19 protein-coding genes are annotated in these 19,756 nt (G+C 73.1%); 17 read left to right on the top strand and 2 right to left on the bottom strand.

Translation table 11 applies throughout. The features are described from left to right. The 10 genes from ACNAW0_RS06270 (at position 1) to ACNAW0_RS06225 (ending at position 9,621) form a co-directional block, all read left to right on the top strand. Positions 1 to 336, top strand: a complete 336-nt coding sequence (locus ACNAW0_RS06270; RefSeq protein ID WP_416286753.1) for a YlxR family protein — start codon at positions 1 to 3, stop codon at positions 334 to 336. Between the two features lie 93 nt (positions 337 to 429). Then, positions 430 to 3,432, top strand: coding sequence for a translation initiation factor IF-2 (infB, locus tag ACNAW0_RS06265; RefSeq protein WP_416286752.1), 3,003 nt, complete (start codon positions 430 to 432; stop codon positions 3,430 to 3,432). Positions 3,433 to 3,547: 115 nt separating this feature from the next. Then, positions 3,548 to 4,603 (top strand): TRM11 family SAM-dependent methyltransferase, encoded by a 1,056-nt coding sequence (locus ACNAW0_RS06260; RefSeq protein WP_416286751.1) that lies wholly within the window; start codon positions 3,548 to 3,550, stop codon positions 4,601 to 4,603. Between the two features lie 34 nt (positions 4,604 to 4,637). Continuing rightward, positions 4,638 to 4,931, top strand: coding sequence for a DUF503 domain-containing protein (locus ACNAW0_RS06255; protein WP_416286750.1), 294 nt, complete (start codon positions 4,638 to 4,640; stop codon positions 4,929 to 4,931). A 237-nt stretch (positions 4,932 to 5,168) separates the two neighbouring features. Beyond that, positions 5,169 to 5,648: a 30S ribosome-binding factor RbfA gene (gene rbfA, locus ACNAW0_RS06250; protein ID WP_416286749.1), complete on the top strand. Its 480-nt coding sequence runs from the start codon at positions 5,169 to 5,171 to the stop codon at positions 5,646 to 5,648. Then, the gene (locus ACNAW0_RS06245) at positions 5,645 to 6,691 is read left to right on the top strand and encodes a DHH family phosphoesterase (protein WP_416286748.1); all 1,047 of its coding nucleotides are present in this window, start codon (positions 5,645 to 5,647) and stop codon (positions 6,689 to 6,691) included. Before rbfA ends, ACNAW0_RS06245 begins: the two co-directional genes overlap by 4 nt. Positions 6,692 to 6,756: 65 nt before the next feature. After that, the gene (locus ACNAW0_RS06240) at positions 6,757 to 7,164 is read left to right on the top strand and encodes a hypothetical protein (protein WP_416286747.1); all 408 of its coding nucleotides are present in this window, start codon (positions 6,757 to 6,759) and stop codon (positions 7,162 to 7,164) included. Continuing rightward, positions 7,164 to 7,373 carry a DUF6186 family protein gene (locus ACNAW0_RS06235; protein WP_416286798.1) on the top strand — a complete coding sequence of 70 codons (210 nt, stop codon included), beginning with the start codon at positions 7,164 to 7,166 and terminating at the stop codon, positions 7,371 to 7,373. Before ACNAW0_RS06240 ends, ACNAW0_RS06235 begins: the two co-directional genes overlap by 1 nt. 518 nt (positions 7,374 to 7,891) lie before the next feature. Beyond that, positions 7,892 to 8,299, top strand: coding sequence for an AAA family ATPase (locus tag ACNAW0_RS06230; RefSeq protein ID WP_416286746.1), 408 nt, complete (start codon positions 7,892 to 7,894; stop codon positions 8,297 to 8,299). Continuing rightward, positions 8,296 to 9,621: an MATE family efflux transporter gene (locus ACNAW0_RS06225; protein WP_416286745.1), complete on the top strand. Its 1,326-nt coding sequence runs from the start codon at positions 8,296 to 8,298 to the stop codon at positions 9,619 to 9,621. Before ACNAW0_RS06230 ends, ACNAW0_RS06225 begins: the two co-directional genes overlap by 4 nt. 12 nt (positions 9,622 to 9,633) lie before the next feature. Here the strand turns inward: ACNAW0_RS06225 and ACNAW0_RS06220 are convergent, their stop codons facing one another. Then, positions 9,634 to 10,647, bottom strand: coding sequence for a hypothetical protein (locus ACNAW0_RS06220; protein ID WP_416286743.1), 1,014 nt, complete (start codon positions 10,645 to 10,647; stop codon positions 9,634 to 9,636). A gap of 170 nt (positions 10,648 to 10,817) precedes the next feature. Further along, a complete protein-coding gene (locus ACNAW0_RS06215) occupies positions 10,818 to 11,117 on the bottom strand; it encodes a hypothetical protein (protein ID WP_416286741.1) in 300 nt (99 codons plus the stop codon). Positions 11,118 to 11,389: 272 nt separating this feature from the next. Here ACNAW0_RS06215 and truB point away from each other — a divergent pair, with 272 nt between their 5' ends. From truB to ACNAW0_RS06180, 7 genes are all read left to right on the top strand, one after another. Further along, positions 11,390 to 12,307, top strand: coding sequence for a tRNA pseudouridine(55) synthase TruB (gene truB, locus ACNAW0_RS06210; RefSeq protein WP_416286797.1), 918 nt, complete (start codon positions 11,390 to 11,392; stop codon positions 12,305 to 12,307). Positions 12,308 to 12,347: 40 nt separating this feature from the next. Next, positions 12,348 to 13,274 (top strand): bifunctional riboflavin kinase/FAD synthetase, encoded by a 927-nt coding sequence (locus tag ACNAW0_RS06205; protein ID WP_416286740.1) that lies wholly within the window; start codon positions 12,348 to 12,350, stop codon positions 13,272 to 13,274. Positions 13,275 to 13,545: 271 nt separating this feature from the next. Next, positions 13,546 to 13,815 (top strand): 30S ribosomal protein S15, encoded by a 270-nt coding sequence (gene rpsO / locus ACNAW0_RS06200; RefSeq protein ID WP_089008806.1) that lies wholly within the window; start codon positions 13,546 to 13,548, stop codon positions 13,813 to 13,815. 222 nt (positions 13,816 to 14,037) lie between these two features. Then, on the top strand, positions 14,038 to 16,398 hold the full coding sequence (locus ACNAW0_RS06195; protein WP_416286739.1) for a polyribonucleotide nucleotidyltransferase: 2,361 nt from the start codon (positions 14,038 to 14,040) through the stop codon (positions 16,396 to 16,398). 269 nt (positions 16,399 to 16,667) lie between these two features. Next, positions 16,668 to 18,032: a M16 family metallopeptidase gene (locus tag ACNAW0_RS06190; RefSeq protein WP_416286796.1), complete on the top strand. Its 1,365-nt coding sequence runs from the start codon at positions 16,668 to 16,670 to the stop codon at positions 18,030 to 18,032. Positions 18,033 to 18,205: 173 nt separating this feature from the next. Next, positions 18,206 to 18,979, top strand: a complete 774-nt coding sequence (dapB, locus tag ACNAW0_RS06185) for a 4-hydroxy-tetrahydrodipicolinate reductase (RefSeq protein WP_416286738.1) — start codon at positions 18,206 to 18,208, stop codon at positions 18,977 to 18,979. 194 nt (positions 18,980 to 19,173) lie between these two features. After that, the gene (locus ACNAW0_RS06180; RefSeq protein WP_416286737.1) at positions 19,174 to 19,641 is read left to right on the top strand and encodes a GNAT family N-acetyltransferase; all 468 of its coding nucleotides are present in this window, start codon (positions 19,174 to 19,176) and stop codon (positions 19,639 to 19,641) included. Positions 19,642 to 19,756 lie beyond the last annotated feature (115 nt).

Raw genomic sequence — 19,756 nt, 5'->3', positions numbered from 1 at the left:
GTGGCACGACGCGCGCTGCCGGAGCGCACCTGTGTGGGCTGCCGGAAACGAGCGCCGGCCAGCGAGTTGTTGCGGATGGTCGCGGTCGGCGACGGGGTTGATCACTTCAGCCTCCGGCCCGATCCGGCCCGCAGACTGCCGGGTCGGGGAGCGAGTATGCACCCGGATCCGGCCTGCTTCGCGCAAGCGGTGCGGCGCCGCGCCTTCGGGCGGGCGCTGCGCATCACCGGGGTCATCGATCACGGTGCGCTGGCGGAGCACGTTGACGCGCCAACCCCGACGACCGGTCAACCCGACCGGTCGCGGGTCGCTAGCAAGGTAGGACGACCGACATGAGCACACGATGAAGTCGCAGAAATGACCAGGCTTCAAGTGCACGAGTGAGGTCGCTGCGGGTGCTGCCCGCACGACCTCGGAGTGAGGAGTGCAGTGGCAGGAAAGGCCCGCGTACACGAGCTTGCCAAGGAGCTCGGGGTCGAAAGCAAGACCGTTCTCGCCAAGCTCAAGGAGATGGGCGAGTTCGTGAAGTCCGCGTCCAGCACCGTCGAGGCGCCCGTCGCCCGACGGCTGCGTGGCGCGTTCGTGGCGTCCGCCGGTGCGGCGGCGCCGGCCGCCCCGCCGGCGGCCGCGCCCACCCCGACCCCGACGCCGACCCCGACGCCGACTCCGGGTGCCCCCCGGGTCTCGGCCAAGCCGATGCCGCCGCGGCGGCCTACCCCGACCCCTGGGCCGAAGCCCAAGGGCCCGGTTCCGGGTCCGCCGCAGCCGGCGACCCCGGTGGCCAAGCCGGCGAGCGCGCACGACATCGAGGTGGCGGCCGCCGAGGCGCGTGCCGCCGCGCTGAAGGCCGAGCAGGAGGCCGCGGTCAAGGCCGCGCAGGCCGCCCGCCAGCAGCAGCGCGAGAACGTTCGCCGGGAGCCCCCGACCGAGGGTGGCCCCCGTCCCGGCCCGCGTCCGGGTCCGGCTCCGGGTCCGGGCACCATGCCGCCCCGTCCGGGTTCCTCGGCCGCCGGTCGTCCCGGCGCGCCGACCCCGGGTCCGGGCGCGCGGCCCGGCGGTCGTCCGCCGGCGCGTGGCGCCGGTAACAACCCGTTCGGCATCCAGGGTGGCCAGCAGCAGCGGCCCCCGGCCGCCGGTGCGGGCGGCCCGCGGCCGAGCCCGGCCTCGATGCCCCCGCGGCCCAGCCCGGCCTCCATGCCCCCGCGGCCCAGCCCGGCCTCCATGCCGAGCCAGCGCCCCGGCCGCCCCGGCGGTCCCGGCGCGGGTCGTCCCGGCGGCGGTGCCGGGCGTCCCGGTGGCGGCGGTGGCGGTGGCTACCGCGGCGGTCCGGGTGGCGGCGGCGGTGGCGGTGGCTACCGCGGCGGTCCGGGTGGCGGCGGTGGCGGTGGCGGTGGCTACCGCGGCGGTCCGGGTGGCGGTGGCGGTGCCGGCGGTGGCTTCCGTCCGGGTGCCCCGGCCGGCGGTGGCGGTCGTCCGGGTGGCGGCGGTCGTGGCCGTGGCGGCGGCGCCGCGGGTGCCTTCGGGCGTCCGGGTGGCCGGCCGACCCGAGGCCGCAAGTCCAAGAAGCAGCGCAGACAGGAGTTCGACAACCTGTCGGCCCCGACCATGTCCTCGGGTGCTCCCCGGGGCCAGGGTCAGGTCATCCGGTTGTCCCGTGGCGCCTCGCTGTCGGACTTCGCCGACAAGATCAACGCCAACCCGGGTTCGCTGGTCCAGGAGATGTTCAACCTGGGCGAGATGGTGACCGCGACCCAGTCGTGCTCCGACGACACCCTGCTGCTGCTGGGTGAGCACCTCGGCTTCGACGTGCAGATCGTCAGCCCGGAGGACGAGGACCGCGAGCTGCTCGCGCAGTTCAACATCGACCTCGACGCGGTGGTGTCGGAGGACCGCCTGGTCAGCCGGCCGCCGGTGGTGACCGTCATGGGTCACGTCGACCACGGTAAGACCAAGCTGCTCGACGCGATCCGCAAGGCGAACGTCGTGGCAGGCGAGGCGGGTGGCATCACCCAGCACATCGGCGCTTACCAGGTCCACGTCCCGCACGAGGGCGAGGACCGGGCGATCACCTTCATCGACACCCCGGGTCACGAGGCGTTCACCGCCATGCGTGCCCGTGGTGCCCAGGTCACCGACATCGTGATCCTGGTGGTCGCGGCCGACGACGGCGTGATGCCGCAGACCATCGAGGCGCTCAACCACGCCAAGGCGGCGGATGTGCCGATCGTGGTCGCGGTCAACAAGGTCGACAAGCCGGAGGCCAACCCGGACAAGGTCCGCCAGCAGCTGACCGAGTACGGCCTGGTCGCCGAGGAGTACGGCGGCGACACCATGTTCGTCAACGTGGCCGCGAAGCCCGGCATCGGCATCGAGGACCTCCTGGAGGCCGTGCTGCTGGCCGCCGACGCGTCGCTGGAGCTGACCGCTCCGATCGACGGGCCGGCGCAGGGTGTCGCGATCGAGGCGCACCTGGACAAGGGCCGCGGCTCGGTGGCGACCGTGCTGGTGCAGAAGGGCACCCTGCGGGCCGGCGACTCGATCGTCGCCGGTGGGGCGCACGGCCGGGTCCGGGCCATGCTGGACGAGAACGGCAAGCCGGTCGACGAGGCCGGTCCGGCGCGTCCGGTCATGGTGCTGGGTCTGACCACGGTGCCGGGTGCGGGTGACACCTTCCTGGCTGCCGAGGACGACCGGACCGTGCGGCAGATCGCCGAGCAGCGGCAGGCGCGGCGGCGGGCCGCGGCGTTTGCCAACTCCCGTGGCCGGGCCACCCTCGAGACGCTCATGGAGCAGCTCAAGGAGGGCGAGAAGACCTCGCTCAACCTGGTGCTCAAGGGCGACGGCTCCGGCTCTGTCGAGGCCCTCGAGGACGCGCTGTTCAACCTCGACATCCCGGAGGAGGTCCAACTGCGGATCATCCACCGGGGCGTGGGTGCGATCACCGAGAGCGACGTCATGCTCGCGAGCGCCTCGTCCGAGGCGGTCACGATCATCGGCTTCAACGTGCGGGCCGCCAACAAGGTCCGCGAGATCGCCGACCGCGAGGGCGTGGAGATCCGGTACTACACCGTCATCTACCAGGCCATCGAGGAGATCGACGCCGCGCTCAAGGGGCTGCTCAAGCCGGAGTACGAGGAGGTCGAGCTGGGGAGTGCGGAGATCCGCGACGTCTTCCGCTCGTCCAAGATCGGCAACATCTCCGGTTGCATCGTCCGGTCCGGCATCATGCGCCGCAACGCCAAGGCGCGGCTGCTGCGGGACGGGGCGGTCGTGGCGGACAACCTCACGATCAGCTCTCTCAAGCGGTTCAAGGACGACGCGACGGAGGTCCGCGAGGGCTTCGAGTGTGGTCTGACGCTGGGCGGTTTCAACAACGTCCAGGTCGGCGACATCATCGAGACCTTCGAGATGCGGGAGAAGCCGCGCGCCTGAGCGGTGTGAACGAGGAGACGGCCGGGGCCCACAGGGTCCCGGCCGTCGCCGTCCGCGCGACGTGCTCGGCGAGGTCGGCGCGGCATCGCACGGCCCGGCTGCGACAATCTCCGGCGTGCTCAGGTACGCGCTGCTCCTCGCCCCCTCCGCCAACCGGGTCTACGCCGACGCGGCCGGCCGGCTGGCCCGCGCCGAACTGGCGGTCTTCGCCGGCTCGGGAGTGTTCGACGCGGCACCCGGCGACGTCGCGGCGGAGCGGATCGGCGGGGTCGAGTACCTGACCTTCACCGCGCCGGAGCCGGGGCTGGGCGCGCGGGACCTGGCGTACCTGGCCAACCTGTCGGCGGCGTACGCGCTGTTCGAGCGGGTGGGCGACGACCTGCTCCGGCCGGTGCCGCTGCACCCCCTCGCCCGGTACGACTCGGATCTGATCACCATCCCCAAGTACGCCGGCAAGACCAACGAGCAGTTCACCCGGCTGCTGCTCAACGTCACCGTGCTGGCCTCCGCCTCGGCCGGCGGCATGCTGGACCGGCAACTCGTGGTGCTCGACCCGCTCTGCGGCCGGGGCACCACCCTCAACCAGGCGCTGATGTACGGCTACGACGGCATCGGCGTCGAGCACGACGGCAAGGACGTGGACGCGTACGCGGCGTTCCTGCGTACCTGGCTGCGGCGCAAGCGGCTCAAGCACACCGCCGAGACGGTGCCGGTACGCCGCGACCGCAAGCTGATCGCCCGGCGGTTCGAGGTGGTGCTCGCGCCATCCCGGGACGAGCACCGGGCCGGGGCGACCCAGCGGGTGACCCTGCTGCACACCGACACCACCCGGGCCCGGGAGGTGCTCCGGCCGGCCTGTGCCGACGTGATCGTCACCGACGCCCCGTACGGGGTGGCGCACGGCAGCCGTACCGGGCAGGGGCTGTCGCGCAGCCCGCTGGACCTGCTCGGCGTGGCCGTACCGGTCTGGCGGCAGCTGCTGCGCCCCGGCGGGGCGCTGGGGCTGTCCTGGAACACCCAGGTGGCGCCCCGGGCGGCGGCCGAGGCGGTGCTTGCCGGGGCCGGCCTGCGGGTGGTGGACGGGCCCGGCTGGCGGGACCTCGCGCACCGGGTCGACCAGGCGATCGACCGGGACGTGCTGGTGGCCGTCGCGCCGGCGGAAAACGGGTGACCCGAGGAGCGGCCTGGGCGTACCGTTGCTCGCCGTGTATACCGGAACCGCGCATTTCGACCTGTTGTTGCCGGGGGACTCCCGGTCCCTGAAGGCCAAGCGCTCGTACGTCCGGCCGATCGTCGCCGCGCTGCGCAAGTTCGAGGTGTCGGCCGCCGAGGTCGGGGCGCTCGACCTGCACGGGCGGGCCGAGATCGGGGTGGCCGTGGTGGCCGCCGAGCCGGCGCACGTCCGCGAGGTGCTGGATTCCTGCGAGCGGCTGGTCGCCGCCCGCCCGGAGGCCGAGCTACTGTCCGTCCGCCGCCGCCTCTACGGCACCGAGGACTGAACGCGCCCGCCGGGCGGGGCGGGCCGGCGGCCGGGGCGGCCCGGCGGGCGGGGCGGGCCGTTAACAAGGGGCCCTTGCTATCCCGCAGGCGTTAATAGGGGGCCCTTCCTTGCGCCGGCGGCCGTGCGCGGGGGGCGGGGCGGCGCGGGTAGTGTTCGAGATGTTGGGCGGTCGGACCCGGCGGCGTCCCGCGCCGTCGTCTCCGGCCGGGAGCAGGCAGCCCTGGAGGTGGGGGACATGACGGATCCGGCCAAGGTACGCCGGCACGCGGAGCGCATCCGTGAACTGGTCGCGTCGGTGGTGCGGAGCCAGATCAAGGACCCCCGGCTCGGGATGATCACGATCACCGACGCCCGGATCACCGCCGACCTGCGCGACGCCACCGTCTTCTACACGGTGCTCGGCGACACGGCGGCGCAGGCCAGCACCGCCGCCGCGCTGGAGAGCGCGAAGGGCATGCTGCGCAGCACGGTCGGCAAGGCGCTCGGGCTGCGCCACTCGCCGACCCTGACGTTTGTCCTGGACGAAGTGCAGGACCAGGTCAAGCACATCGACGACCTGCTCGCGGCGGCCCGCAACGCCGACGCCGAGGTACAGCGGCTGGCGGCCAAAGCCCAGTACGCGGGCGAGGCGCAGCCGTACCGGCTGGACGACGAGGACGCCGACGTCGAGGACACCGAGACCGGCGACGACGAGCCGCGCGGCGACCGCCGGTGACCTCACCCGCCGAGGGCGGTACGCCGCCCGGTGCCGGCCCTACCGACACCGACTGGGCGGCGGCCGTCGCGGCGGTACGCGCGCTTCCCGCCGACGCGCGGGTGCTGCTGATCTGCCACGTCAACCCGGACGGCGACGCGTTGGGCAGCATGCTCGGCTTCGGGCTGGGCCTGCGCCGGTGGGGCGTACGGCACCTCCAGGCGACCTTTCCCGGGCCGCCGGAGGTGCCGGAGCCGTTCCGTTGGCTGCCCGGGCTCGAGCTGTTGGTGCCGCAGGACGACGCGTACCCGGATCCGGATCTGGTCATCTGCTTCGACGCGGCGAGCGAGTCCCGGTTGGGCGACCTGGTCGACCGGCTGGACAAGGCCGGGGCCGCGCTGGTCCTGGACCACCACGCCTCGAACACCGGGTTCGGTGGCATCCACCTGGTGGACCCGCACGCGGCGGCCACCTCGGTGGTCGCCGAGGGGCTGCTGGACCGGCTCGAGGTGCCGCTGGACGCGGAGATCGCCACCTGCCTCTACGTGGCGCTGAGCACGGACACCGGCTCGTTCCGCTTCGAGGCCACCACGCCCGCGGTGCACCGGATGGCGGCCCGGCTGCTGGCCACCGGCATCCGTCCCGGGGACATCTCCCGGCGGATCTTCGACACCCGCCCGTTCGGCGCGGTCCGGCTGTTCGGCGAGGTACTGGGCCGGGCCCGGCTGGAACCGGCCACCGCCGCCGGGCGTGGGCTGGTCTGGACGTACGCCACCCAGGACGATCTGGCCCGGTACGGCCAACCGGCGTACGTGCTGGAGGCGCTGATCGACTCGGTGCGCTGCACGGCCGAGGCGGACGTGAGCTGCGTGGTCAAGCAGGTGGCCCCCGCCGAATGGGCGGTCTCGCTGCGCAGCAAGGGCGCCGTGGACGTGAGCCGGGTGGCGGTGGCGCTCGGCGGCGGCGGGCACCGGTTCGCGGCCGGATTCACCGGGCGGGGCACCGTCGACGAGGTGGTGGACCGGATCCGCGCCGAGCTGGACGGGGCGTTGCTGACGGCCTGATTTCAGGGACGACTCCGGGACGTGCTGGGGTTCCCACGCTCCGTGAGGGTGGGGACAATCGAGTGATGGATCACCCCCGAGAGCTCACCGTCGAGGCACCCCGAGCCTGGGACCGCCCGGTCGTCTCCGTGCCGGTGCTGATCTGTCTCTCCCTGGTCGGCGGCCAGTTCCCGTCCTTCTCCGCCCAGGCCAACCTCTACACCCTGGGCACCGGTGGGGCGTTGATCTGGATCGGCCTGAGCAACCGGGTGCCCCGGCGGCCCGCGCCGGGCAGGTTGCCGTCCGGCGCGGTCTGGTGGTTGCTGCCGGTCACCGTCTTCGGGGTCTTCGAAGGGGCGACCTTCGTGCTGAACGTGGGCGACGAGTTCCCCACCTTCTCCCGGCTGGCCGATCCGCTGCTGGAGGACCATCTGGTCCGCTCCGCGGCCTGGTTCGCCTGGCTGTCCGCGTTCTGGGGGCTGGTCCGCCGATGATGCGCGCCCTGGCGATCGGCGGCTTCCTGGCCGCGCTGCTGCTGTTCGGGGCCGTCGAGTGGGCCGCCCGGCGGGAGGGCTCGCGGATCCCGTCGCTGGCTGACGTGTGCGCCTTCGTCATGCGCTACGAGGTCGGCCCGGTGCCGGTCGGCCGGATCGGCCTCTTCGGCTTCTGGTGGTGGCTCGGCTGGCACTTCCTGGCCCGCTGACCGGGGCTGCCCCCGTGGTGTCCGCATCCCGGGAACAGCGGGCGGGCGCAGGAAAGTGAACGTTAATTTGGGTGCGGACCGGTGCTTCGGCGCTGGTCACGGGCGGTGGCGCCGACACCCGGTGCCGCCTCCCTCCAGGGTCTGACCGACCCGGGCTCACGCCGCCAGGCGAGCCGCTCCGGTGATCCCGGACCGCCGCCCCGGCGCTCAGCAGGACCGGCGGCTCCAGGTCGCGGCGCGGCGTTAGACGCGCCGAGCTGGAGATTGTCGTAGCCCGTAGGGCCACCGGCTGTCGGTGGTCCGCACCCTGGAAGGGAACTCCCATGGCGACCAAGAGCAAGCCGCGGACCGAGACCACCACCGACGAGGCACGCGAGCAGATGCGCCGCGCGCTGCAGACCTCGATGGACACCCGTCAGTGACGGTTACCGCCCGGCGGTGACGCCCAGCCGCAACGTCACCGCCGCGCCGACCCGTCGCCTTCCCGGGTACGACGCGTCCGGCGCTACCGTCGGGCGGTGCGCCGCATCCTGATCGTCGGCAGCTCGGGCGCCGGCAAGAGCATCCTCGCCCGCGAGGTCGCCCGCCGGCTCGACCTCCCGCTGATTCATCTCGACCAGCACTACTGGCGGTCGGGCTGGGTCGCCGCGACGGACGCCGACTTCCGGGCCGAGGTCGCCCAGCTCGCCGGTCGCCCGCCCTGGGTAATGGATGGCAACTATGCGAGCACGCTCGACCTGCGGCTGCCCCATGCTGACCTGCTGGTGCTCTGCGACCCGCCCCGGCTGCTCTGCCTCGCCCGGGTGCTGCACCGCCGCTGGACGTACCGGGCCACGCCCGGCGTCGGCGTCGGCGGGGGCGGGTGGGTAAGTGATGAGGGGCGGTTGCGTTCCTTACGTGGGGCGTGTCAGGATCGGGCGCGATGAGTCAGACCGCCGCCCCCGCCGCCAACTCAGCATCGCCGGGCCGGATCGCCGCGCTCGCCCTGCCGGCCCTCGTGGTGCTCGCCGCCGAGCCGCTCTACGTCCTGGTCGACACGGCGGTGGTCGGCCACCTGGGCCGCGTCCCGCTCGCCGCGCTCGCCGTCGGCGGCACGGTGCTGACCCTCATCGCCTGGCTCGGCACCGTCGTCGCGTACGGCACCACCGGGCGGTCCGCCCGGCGGTTCGGTTCCGGGGATCGGGCCGCGGCGGTGGCCGAGGGCGTCCAGGCGTCCTGGCTCGCCCTGACCGTCGGCGTGCTGGTGGCGCTCTCCAGCCAGGTCGGCGGCGGGTGGCTGGCGCGTACCCTCGTCGGCGGTCCCGGCGAGGTGGCCGACGCCGCCGCCGGCTGGCTGCGGATCGCGGCGCTCGGCGCGCCCGGCCTGCTGCTGGCCGCCGCCGGCAACGGCTGGCTGCGCGGCATCCAGGACACCCGACGCCCGCTGCTCTTCGTGCTCGCCCCCAACCTGCTCTCCGCGCTGCTCTGCCCGCTGCTGGTCTACCCGCTCGGGCTCGGGCTGGTCGGCTCGGCGGTGGCGAACGCGGTCGCGCAGACCATTTCCGGCGGTCTGTTCGCGGCGGCGCTGGTGCGCGAGCGGGTCTCCCTGCGCCCCCGGCCGCGGCTGATCCGCCAGCAGCTCGTGCTCAGCCGCGACCTGCTCATCCGGGGGGTCGCCTTCCAGGCGAGCTTCCTGTCCGCGACCGCCGTGGCGGCCCGGTTCGGCGCCGCCGCGGTCGGCGCCCACCAGATCGCCGTACAGCTCTGGTTCTTCACCGCGCTGGTGCTGGACGCCCTCGCCATCGCCGCGCAGGCGCTGATCGGCGCGGCGCTAGGCGCCGGCGACGCGGCCGGCGCCCGCGCCCTGGCCCGCCGGATCGCCCTGCTCGGCGGAGCCTGCGGCGTGGCCTTCGCGGTGCTCATCGCCGCCGGCACCGGCCTGGTGCCGTCCTGGTTCAGCTCCGATCCCCAGGTACGCGAGCAGGCGATGATCGCCTGGCCGTGGTTCGTCGCGCTCCAGCCGATCGGCGGGGTGGTCTTCGCCCTCGACGGCGTGCTGATCGGCGCGGGCGATGTCGGCTACCTGCGCAACCTCACCATCGTGGCGGCGTTGGGCGGCTTCCTGCCCGCCATCTGGCTGGCCTACGGGCTCGACCTCGGGCTGGGTGGGATCTGGGCTGGGCTGATGCTGTTCGTGGTGCTCCGGCTGGTCGCCCTGCTGCTGCGGCTGCACTCCGGCGGCTGGGCGGTGGTCGGCGCGGTCCGCTGACCACCGCCGCGTTCAGCAGGATTCGCCGTCGCCCGGCTGCCAGCCCGGATCGTAGATGTCGCTGGTCGGCCCCGGCTTCGGGCGCCGGAACACCACGGGGTCGTACTCCAGGGCGAGGTAGCCGCGCATCATCGCGTCGCAGGACGCGTTCCCGACGGTCACCGCGGCCGAGCCGATCCAGAGACCCCGGGACGAGGCGCGTACATCGTCCGGGTGGGGAAACTGCCACACGACCTCGTCGCGCACGGTCACCAACTCGGCGCCGGGCGGGTACTTCTGCGCCTGGAACAGGTCGAACGAGTAGACCCAGATGAACCGGGTGGTGATGGCCAGCATCCGGACGCCGTCGCCGGTAGTCGTGGCGGTGTATTCGATGGTGCCGCGGGCGCGGATGCCGTCCTCGGGCACGAAGGCGGGGTCGGCGTCGCGGAGGATCCGGGTGGCATAGCCGAGGTTGTTGCCCCCGGCCAGGTCCTCGGTGACCCCGGCCCGCGCGCCGGGGGCGAGCCGGGCGAGGAAGACCTTCGGGTCGCCGTACAGCATGTCCTTGCTCAACCGGCCCTGGACCAGCGCTGCCCGGACGCTGGACAGCGCGTCCGCGACCTGCTTCTGGGTGAACGGGCCGGCCGGTCGGGCGGCCGGTAGGACGATGGCCTGCTCGCCCTCGGCGAAATGCTCGACGGGCGTGTCGAGGTAGACGCCCAGGGTGTTGCCGTTGGCGTCGACCTGTCGCGGAGCCTTGGTGGCTCGGGTCCCCAACACCACCTCGCCGCGGTTCGCCTTGTCGACGAAGCGCCAGGCGGTGGTGCCGAGGAAGCCGAGGAAGCCGACGACCAGCAACAGGCTGACGGCGCCGATCAGCTTCCCGCCGTGCCGCTCCCAGCCGAGGTGCAGCCGTTCCCGCCGGGTCAGTTCGTGTTCCTGAACCGGATGGCGCATCCAGTCGGGGACCTTGACCACCTCGGCGGAGGCGAACATCTCGTCGATGCGGCGCGATGGCTCGGGGGGCTGCTGGTCGTCGGTCATTCCCGTTCCTGTGCTTGGCGCGGTGAGGGGCGGATGATCTTCGCATGCGTGGCAGCCGTCCCGCCGCCCCGTTCCGCGCTGGTCGATACTTCGCGGTCAGCAGGCGTTCGACGCGGCGATCGGATGGTCGGGCCGAGGCGGGCGGCCGGGGTGCTGCGGGCGGTTCGCCGTCAGATCTCGCCGCTGAGAATCATGTGGTACAGGTACATCGTGCCGACCACCAGGCATGTCGCCACGATCCAGACGACGAAGAACGACACGATCGCGGAGAGCACCGGATGCCGCTCGCTGAACCGGCTGCGGTCCCGCCACGCCCAGAGCCGGTGCCGGGCCGCCCGCAGGGCCGGTGCCCCATCGATGAATTCAGAGAGGCGGCGGTCGATGGTGCGGCGCGGCGGCTCCGGGTTGCGCATCCATTCGGGCAGGTCGACCCGGGGGCGGTGCTGATGAGACGGCAGCCGATCGGCCAAAGTGGACTCCGGACGGGGTGCGACATGGTTCGGGGAGTCTGCCGTACCGGACGGAGCGGGCGGGACCCCGCCAGCCGTCGGGGGCGGCGACGCCGACGTACTGGCCTGCTCCGGGACGGTCCCCAGCCCGTCGTTGGGCGGGTCCGGCTGGTCGGGGTGACGCGGCGGTTCGGGTATCGGACGGTGATCGGTCATCACGGTTCCCCGGGGCTGACGCGGAAGGAGGGGGTGATCTTCACACCTCGCCCCGTGCGGCGCCATCCCCCGGCTGGCTGGCGGAGCGGCGTCTGGCAGGCTTGCCGGTCGTGAGCACAGACGGTCTGATCGTGGTCGACAAGCCGGGCGGGATGACGTCGCACGATGTGGTGGCGCGGATCCGGCGGCTGGCGCGTACGCGCCGGGTGGGGCACGGCGGCACGCTGGACCCGATGGCCACCGGGGTGCTGGTGATCGGGGTGGGCCGGTCCACCCGCCTGCTCACCTATGTGATCGGCGCCGGCAAGAGCTACACCGCGACGATCCGGCTGGGCCAGGCCACCGTCACCGACGACGCCGAGGGCGACGTGATCGCCACCACCTCGACCGTCGGGGTGACCGACGACGCGATCCGCGCCGCGCTCGCCGCGCAGACCGGCGAGATCGACCAGGTGCCGAGCGCGGTCAGCGCCATCAAGATCAACGGTCAGCGGGCGTACAAGCGGGTCCGCGAGGGGGAGAGCGTCGAGCTGCCCGCCCGGCGGGTCACCATCTCCCGGCTGGACGTCCTGGCGGTACGCCGGGACACCCCGGACGTGGTGGACGTGGACGTGGACGTGACCTGCTCGTCCGGCACGTACATCCGGGCCATCGCCCGGGACGCGGGCCTGGCGCTCGGGGTCGGCGGCCACCTGACCGCGCTGCGCCGCACCGCCGTGGGCGGCTTCACCCTGGCCGAGGCGGCCACCCTGGACACGCTGGAGCAGCGCGCTCCCGACGTGGTCAACCTGCCCCTGGCCGTGGCCGCCGACCGGTTCTTCCCGCACCGGGACGCCACCGGCGACGAGGCGAAGGTCCTCTCCCACGGCGGCCCGCTCGAGGCGGCCGGTATCGCCGGCCCGTACGCCGTCTTCGGGCCGGACGGCGGGCTGATCGCTATCGTCAGCGAGCGGGACGGGCGGGCCCGCGCGGAGATCGTGCTGGCCCCGGCCTGACGGCGGCGGCGAGCGCGTGGCGAGCAGGGAAGGAGCGGGAATGCAGCGGTGGCGGGGGTACGAGGCGGCACCCGGGGGCTGGGGGCGCTCGGTGGTCACCATCGGCGTCTTCGACGGGGTGCACAAGGGGCACCAGGCCACCATCGGCCACGCCGTGACCCGGGCCCGTGAGCTGGGGGTCAAGTCGGTGGTGGTGACCTTCGACCCGCACCCGGCCGAGGTGGTCCGCCCCGGCTCGCATCCCGCGGTGCTCACCGAACCGGCCCGCAAGGCGGAGCTGGTCGAGGCGCTCGGCGTCGACGTGCTCTGCGTGGTGCCGTTCACCCCGGAGTTCTCCCGGCTGCCGGCCGAGGCGTTCGTGCACGACGTCCTGGTGGAGCACCTGCACGCCGCGCTGGTGGTGGTCGGTGAGAACTTCCGGTTCGGGCACCGGGCGGCCGGCGACGTGGCCCTGCTGGAGCGGCTGGGCTGCACCTTCGGCTTCGGGGTGGAGGGCGCCCCGCTGGTCGCCGAGGCGGGGACGGTCTTCTCCTCCACGTACATCCGCTCCTGCGTCGACGCGGGCGACGTGGTCGCGGCGGCCGCCGCGCTCGGCCGCCCGCATCGGGTCGAGGGCGTGGTGGTCCGCGGCGACCAGCGCGGACGGGAGCTGGGTTACCCCACCGCCAACCTGCTGACCCACCGGTACGCGGCCGTCCCCGCCGACGGGGTGTACGCCGCCCGGCTGGTGCGCCGCGGGCGGGAGTCGGTGGCGGCGGCCGTCTCCATCGGCACCAACCCGACCTTCTCCGGCCGTGAGCGCCGGGTGGAGGCGTACGTGCTCGACTTCTCCGGCGACCTGTACGGCGAGCGGCTGGCCCTGGACTTCGTGGCGCATCTGCGGGAACAACGGACGTACGACTCGATCGAGCCGTTGGTGGCCCAGATCGCCGAGGACGTGGAGCACACCCGCCGGGCGCTCGGCTGAGCCGGCCGGGCCGGGTTCGGCGCGGCGGTGCGGTTGGCCGCCGGCCCCCGATCGAGCCCGCCGGCCGGGTCTCCGGTGCCCCGGCGCGGCCGACGCGCTGCCCTTCGCCGGGCGGTTCCCGAGCGGGCTGGTAGTCTGGCGGGGACGTCGGCTGACCGACGTGGGGCCTCGCGTGCCTGCACGACGCCGCGGGCGCGAGGACCTGTCCGATCCCCGGTCGCCGCGAGCGACCCGACGGACCTCATCGAACAACCCACGAAACAGGGAGAACATGGCGCTCGACCAGGAAGCCAAGGCCAAGATCCGTTCGGAGTACGCGACCAAGGAGGGCGACACCGGCTCGCCCGAGGTGCAGGTCGCGGTCCTCACCAAGCGGATCGCCGAGCTCACCGAGCACCTGAAGGTGCACAAGCACGACCACCACAGCCGCCGCGGGCTGCTGCTGCTGGTCGGCCGTCGCCGTCGGCTGCTCAACTACGTCCAGAAGAAGGACATCAACCGCTACCGGTCGCTCATCGAGCGGCTGGGCCTGCGCCGGTGACCTGACGGGGGAGTGGCCACACGGCCGCTCCCCCGTTCCGGTACCACTGAAAGAACCGGGCCACGCGACCACCCGAGAGGGAGCCGGTCGGCGTACCGGTCTCCGGTAGTGGCCCCCGGGCACCCCGGCATCCGCCGGTCACCCGGGCGCTTCGATCGAAGACCGGCCGTCTGAGCAGCTCCCGCGTCGTGGGCCCCCGATGCGAAGGAGCATTGCCGCACCATGACCGAGAATCGACTCGGCACCGAATCCCGCACCGCCACGATCGACAACGGATCGTTCGGTACCCGTGAGGTCACCTTCTCCACCGGCCGGCTGGCCCGCCAGGCCGCCGGCTCCGTCATCGCCCAGCTCGGCGAGACGGTCGTCCTCTCCGCCACCACTGCCGGCAAGCAGCCGCGGGAGCAGTTCGACTTCTTCCCGCTGACCGTGGACGTCGAGGAGCGGATGTACGCCGCGGGCCGCATCCCCGGCTCGTTCTTCCGCCGCGAGGGCCGGCCCAGCGAGGACGCGATCCTCACCTGCCGGCTGATCGACCGGCCGCTGCGCCCGTCCTTCGTCAAGGGCCTGCGCAACGAGGTCCAGGTCGTCGAGACCGTCCTCGCGCTCGACCCGCAGCACCCGTACGACGTCGTGGCGATCAACGCCGCCTCGATGTCGACCAAGCTCTCCGGCCTGCCGTTCTCCGGCCCGATCGGGGCCACCCGGATGGCGCACGTCGACGGCCAGTGGGTCGCCTTCCCGACGTACGAGGAGCTGGAGCGGGCCACCTTCGACATGGTGGTGGCCGGCCGGGCCCTGCCGGACGGCGACGTCGCGATCATGATGGTCGAGGCCGAGGCCACCGAGCACACCGTGAAGCTGGTCGCCGGCGGGGCCACCGCCCCGACCGAGGAGGTCGTCGCCAGCGGCCTGGAGGCCGCCAAGCCGGCCATCCGGGAGCTGTGCCGGGCGCAGAGCGAGCTGGCCGACGTCGCCGCCAAGCCGGTCGCCGAGTTCCCGATCTTCCTGGACTACCAGGACGACGCGTACGAGGCGGTCGCCGGGGTGGCCCGCGGCGAGGTCGCCGAGGCTCTGAAGATCGCCGGGAAGCACGACCGCGAGGAGGCCCTGGACCGGGTCAAGGTCAAGGTCGTCGAGGAGCTCGGCCCGCGCTTTGAGGGCCGGGAGAAGGAGCTGTCCGCTGCCTTCCGGTCGCTGACCAAGTCCGAGGTCCGTAGCCGGGTGCTGCGCGAGCAGGTTCGCATCGACGGCCGGGGCCCGCGCGACATCCGCCCGCTGACCGCCGAGGTCGGCGTGCTGCCGCGGGTGCACGGCTCGGCGCTGTTCGAGCGCGGCGAGACCCAGATCCTTGGCGTCACCACGCTGAACATGCTGCGCATGGAGCAGTCGCTGGACACCCTCTCCCCGGAGAAGTCCAAGCGCTACATGCACAACTACAACTTCCCGCCGTACTCCACGGGAGAGACCGGCCGGGTCGGCTCGCCGAAGCGGCGTGAGATCGGCCACGGCGCCCTCGCGGAGCGGGCGCTCATCCCGGTGCTGCCGTCGCGCGAGGAGTTCCCGTACGCGATCCGGCAGGTCTCCGAGGCGCTCGGCTCCAACGGCTCCACCTCGATGGGTTCGGTCTGCGCCTCGACGCTTGGTCTGCTGTCGGCCGGTGTGCCGCTGAAGGCCCCGGTCGCCGGCATCGCCATGGGCCTCATCTCCGACGAGGTTGAGGGCAAGACCCAGTACGTGTCGCTGACCGACATCCTCGGTGCCGAGGACGCGTTCGGCGACATGGACTTCAAGGTCGCCGGCACCCGGGAGTTCGTCACCGCGCTGCAGCTCGACACCAAGCTCGACGGCATCCCGTCGGACGTGCTGGCCGCCGCGCTCCAGCAGGCGCACGAGGCCCGGCAGACCATCCTCGACGTGATGCAGTCGGCGATCGAGGCCCCGGCCACGATGAGCGACTACGCGCCGCGGGTCACCACCGTCAAGATCCCGGTCGACAAGATCGGCATGGTGATCGGCCCGAAGGGCCAGACCATCAACGCCATCCAGGACGAGACCGGCGCCGAGATCTCCATCGAGGACGACGGCACCATCTACGTCGGCGCGACCAACGGCCCGTCGGCGCAGGCCGCGGTCGAGCGGATCAACGCGATCGCCAACCCGACCCTGCCGAAGGTCGGCGACCGGTTCCTCGGCACCGTGGTGAAGACCGCCGCGTTCGGTGCCTTCGTCTCGCTGCTCCCGGGCCGCGACGGCCTGCTGCACATCTCGAAGGTGGGCGACGGCAAGCGGGTCGAGAAGGTCGAGGACTTCCTCAACGTCGGCGACAAGGTCGAGGTGGAGATCGCCGACATCGACCAGCGCGGCAAGATCTACCTGGACAAGGTCCGCCCGGAGGGCGCCGAGGCGCCGGCCGCCGGTGAGGCCGCCGCCGAGCGGCCGGCCGGCCGGGAGCGGGGCGACCGTGGCCCGCGCGACCGGGGCGACCGGGACCGCGAGCGCGGCGGCCGTGGCCCGGAGCGGGGCGAGGGCGGCGAGGGCGGCGGCGAGTCCCGCCCGCGTCGCCGGACCCGGCACAGCTGATCCACCGCAGCCGGGCGACGCCGACGGCGTCGCCCGGCCTGGCGGCAACTCCAGTTCGCGGCGCGGCGTCAGACCGGCCTCCATTCGGTCCGGAGCGCCGCCTGGCGGCGCGGAGGCCGAATTATGGCCGCCAGCCGCGAACTGGAGCCGTCGTGCCGCGACCAGGAGCGTCGCTGCTGAAACATCGCACCACCCACCCCTCATCGAACTGGAAGCAGGTTTTCGTGAGCCGGACCCGGCGTTCGTCTTTTCCTGCGGATCGACGGGGGGTGGTGCCCGGCGCCGCCCGGCACGCGACCGGGGATACCCGGTCCGCCGGCGGGTCGACCCGCGCGGTCACCCGTACGCTCAGCGACGACCCGCTGGGCGGGACCGTGCGCCGTACCGTGCTGCCCAGCGGGTTGCGCGTGCTCACCGAGGCGATCCCGGCGATGCGCAGCGTCTCGTTCGGCATCTGGGTCGCCGTCGGCTCCCGCGACGAGACGGGGCCGCAGGGCGGGGCCGCGCACTTCCTGGAGCACCTGCTCTTCAAGGGCACCCGTAAGCGCAGCGCGTTGGACATCTCCGCGGCGATCGAGGCGGTGGGTGGCGAGACCAACGCCTTCACCACCAAGGAATACACCTGCTACTACGCCCGTGTGCTGGACGAGGACCTGCCGCTGGCCATCGACGTCATGTGTGACCTGGTCGCCGACTCGGTGCTCAACGACGCCGACGTGGAGACCGAACGTGGCGTGATCCTCGAAGAGATCGCCATGCACGACGACGAGCCGGGCGACGAGGTGCACGACCTGTTCGCCCGCGCGGTCTACGGCGACCACCCCCTCGGCCGACTGATCTCCGGCACCGAGGAGACGGTCACCCCGATGACCCGCCGGCAGATCCATGGCTTCTACCGCCGTCGGTACACCCCGCCGCAGATCGTCATCGCCGCCGCCGGCAACCTCGACCACGCCGCCGTGGTCAAGCTGGTCCGGCAGGCGCTGCGCGGCACCCCGCTGGACACCGACCCGGCGGTGCCGGCCCCACGCCGCCCGGCCGCCCCGACGGTACGCACGAAGCCGGCCGCCACCCTGGTCGAGTCGAAGGAGACCGAGCAGGCGCACGTGCTCCTCGGCTGCCCCGGCATCGACCGCCTCGACGAGCGGCGCTTCGCCCTCGGGGTGCTCAACAACGTGCTCGGCGGCGGCATGTCGAGCCGGCTGTTCCAGGAGATCCGCGAGCGGCGCGGCCTGGCGTACTCGGTCTACTCGTACGCCAGCCAGTACGCCGACAGCGGCCTGTTCGCCGTCTACGCCGGTTGCGCACCCGGCAAGTTGGACGAGGTGCTGGAGCTGACCCGGGCCGAGCTGGCCAGGGTGGCCGCCGAGGGCATCACCGGGGCCGAACTGGCCCGGGGCAAGGGGATGAGCAAGGGCTCGTTCGTCCTCGGACTGGAGGACACCGGCTCCCGGATGAGCCGGCTGGCCAAGGGCGAGCTGCTCTACGGCAACCTGATGCCGGTGGACGAGCTGCTTGCCCGGGTCGACGCGGTGACCCTGGACGACGTGAACGCTCTCGCCGCCGACCTGCTCGGCCGACCGATGTCCCTCGCGGTGGTCGGCCCGTTCGACGAGTCCGCCTTCTCGGCCTGACCCGCCCGGCCCGCCCGACCCGGCCGCTTGGCCGTGCGCGGGTTGCGGCAAGTGGTGGTGTCCGGTGCCGCGGAGACCGCAGTATGCCGCACACCGCGTCGATCATGGGCTCCCGGTGGGATGCCGCTGGTCCCGCCGGATGACCGCGTCCCGATTGGGATAGGTTGTGCCCCGTGACAGACGAGCAGGAGAAGAACCCGGTCGAGCCGATCCGGGTCGGCGTGCTGGGTGCCCGTGGCCGGATGGGCGTGGAGGTCTGCAAGGCCGTCGACGCCGCCACCGACATGGACCTGGTGGCGATGGTCGACCAGGGCGACGGACTGTTCGCCGCCTCCGACGCCGGTGCCGAGGTGGTCGTCGACTTCACCACACCTGACGTCGTCATGGACAACCTGCACTGGTGCATCGACCAGGGCATCAGCGCGGTGGTGGGCACCACCGGCTTCACCGAGCAGCGCCTCGACCGGGTGCGTGGCTGGCTGGCGCGCAAGCCCGGAGTGGGCGTGGTGATCGCCCCCAACTTCGGCATCGGCGCGGTGCTGATGATGCAGTTCGCCGTCCGTGCGGCGCGGCACTTCGAGTCGGTCGAGATCGTCGAGCAGCATCACCCGCGCAAGCTGGACGCGCCCAGCGGCACCGCCACGCACACCGCGCGGCTGATCGCCCGGGCCCGCGCCGAGGCCGGCCTCGGTCCCGCGCCGGACGCCACCCGGGACGAGGTGCCGGGCGCCCGGGGCGCCGACATCGACGGGGTACGCGTGCACGCGGTCCGTGCCACCGGCCTGGTCGCCCATCAGGAGGTGCTGTTCGGCACCACCGGCGAGACACTGACCATCCGGCACGACTCGTACGACCGGGCGTCGTTCATGCCGGGCGTGCTGCTCGCCGTACGCGAGGTGCGTCACCGCCCGGGTCTCACCGTCGGCCTGGACACCCTGCTCGACTAGCCGCCCTCCCGGCGGCGGCCCGTCCTTCCCGGCGGCGGCCCGTCCTTCCCGGCGGCGGCGCGTCCTCCCAAGCGGCGGCCCGCCTCCCGGCGGCGGCGTGCCGCCGCGAACCCGATCGTCGTCCGGCCGGGCACCGTTCGCCGGCGGCCGAAACCGATCGTCGGGGTCGCCGAGCCGCGCCTAGGCTCACCCGCATGATCGATTCTGGATTGTGCGACCGTGCCGGCCGGCGGGTGACCCTGCGTCCGGTCGACGACGACAACTGGCGGGCCGTGGCCGACGTCGCGCCCCGCGACGATCAGCGTTCGTGGGTGGCGGCCCTGGCCGCCCGCTACCTGGTGCTGACCATGCGCTCGGACGTCTGGACCTCGCTCGCCGTGAACGCGGACGAGACGGTGGTCGGGCACGTCATGTGGGGCGTGGACGACGACGGTTCGCGCTGGATCGGGGGCATGTTGATCGACGCCGCCGAGCAGGACCGGGGTGTCGGCCGGGCCGCCGTGCGTACCCTCGCCGACTGGCTGGCCGCGCAGGGTGGGCCGGTCCGGCTCAGCTACCACCCCGACAACGCCCCGGCCGTCGCCCTCTACACCTCGCTCGGCTTCCGCCCCACCGGCGCCGTGGAGGACGACGAACTGGTGGCCGAACTCACCCCTGCCTAGCCACTCCGCCACCCCGCCCCCACCGGCCCGCGTTGATCAAGGAGTTCGCGTCACGGAGGGGCTGCCGGTTTCTGACGCGAACTCCTTGATCAACCAGGCGGCGGCCAGCGGGGGC

Origin of the sequence: Micromonospora sp. SL1-18 (assembly GCF_047921505.1) — a bacterium.
GTDB lineage: Bacteria > Actinomycetota > Actinomycetes > Mycobacteriales > Micromonosporaceae > Micromonospora.
Note: the sequence above shows the minus strand (reverse complement) of the source record. Positions and strands in the feature narration are given on the sequence as shown.

Bases quoted from the DNA above. Each gene is read 5' to 3' on its own strand.
- rbfA (WP_416286749.1), top strand. From the start codon at position 5,169: ATGACGGATCCGGCCAAGGTACGCCGGCACGCGGAGCGCATCCGTGAA.
- ACNAW0_RS06240 (WP_416286747.1), top strand. From the start codon at position 6,757: ATGGATCACCCCCGAGAGCTCACCGTCGAGGCACCCCGAGCCTGGGAC.
- ACNAW0_RS06235 (WP_416286798.1), top strand. From the start codon at position 7,164: ATGCGCGCCCTGGCGATCGGCGGCTTCCTGGCCGCGCTGCTGCTGTTC.
- ACNAW0_RS06225 (WP_416286745.1), top strand. From the start codon at position 8,296: ATGAGTCAGACCGCCGCCCCCGCCGCCAACTCAGCATCGCCGGGCCGG.
- ACNAW0_RS06220 (WP_416286743.1), bottom strand. From the start codon at position 10,647: ATGACCGACGACCAGCAGCCCCCCGAGCCATCGCGCCGCATCGACGAG.
- ACNAW0_RS06205 (WP_416286740.1), top strand. From the start codon at position 12,348: ATGCAGCGGTGGCGGGGGTACGAGGCGGCACCCGGGGGCTGGGGGCGC.
- rpsO (WP_089008806.1), top strand. From the start codon at position 13,546: ATGGCGCTCGACCAGGAAGCCAAGGCCAAGATCCGTTCGGAGTACGCG.
- ACNAW0_RS06195 (WP_416286739.1), top strand. From the start codon at position 14,038: ATGACCGAGAATCGACTCGGCACCGAATCCCGCACCGCCACGATCGAC.
- ACNAW0_RS06180 (WP_416286737.1), top strand. From the start codon at position 19,174: ATGATCGATTCTGGATTGTGCGACCGTGCCGGCCGGCGGGTGACCCTG.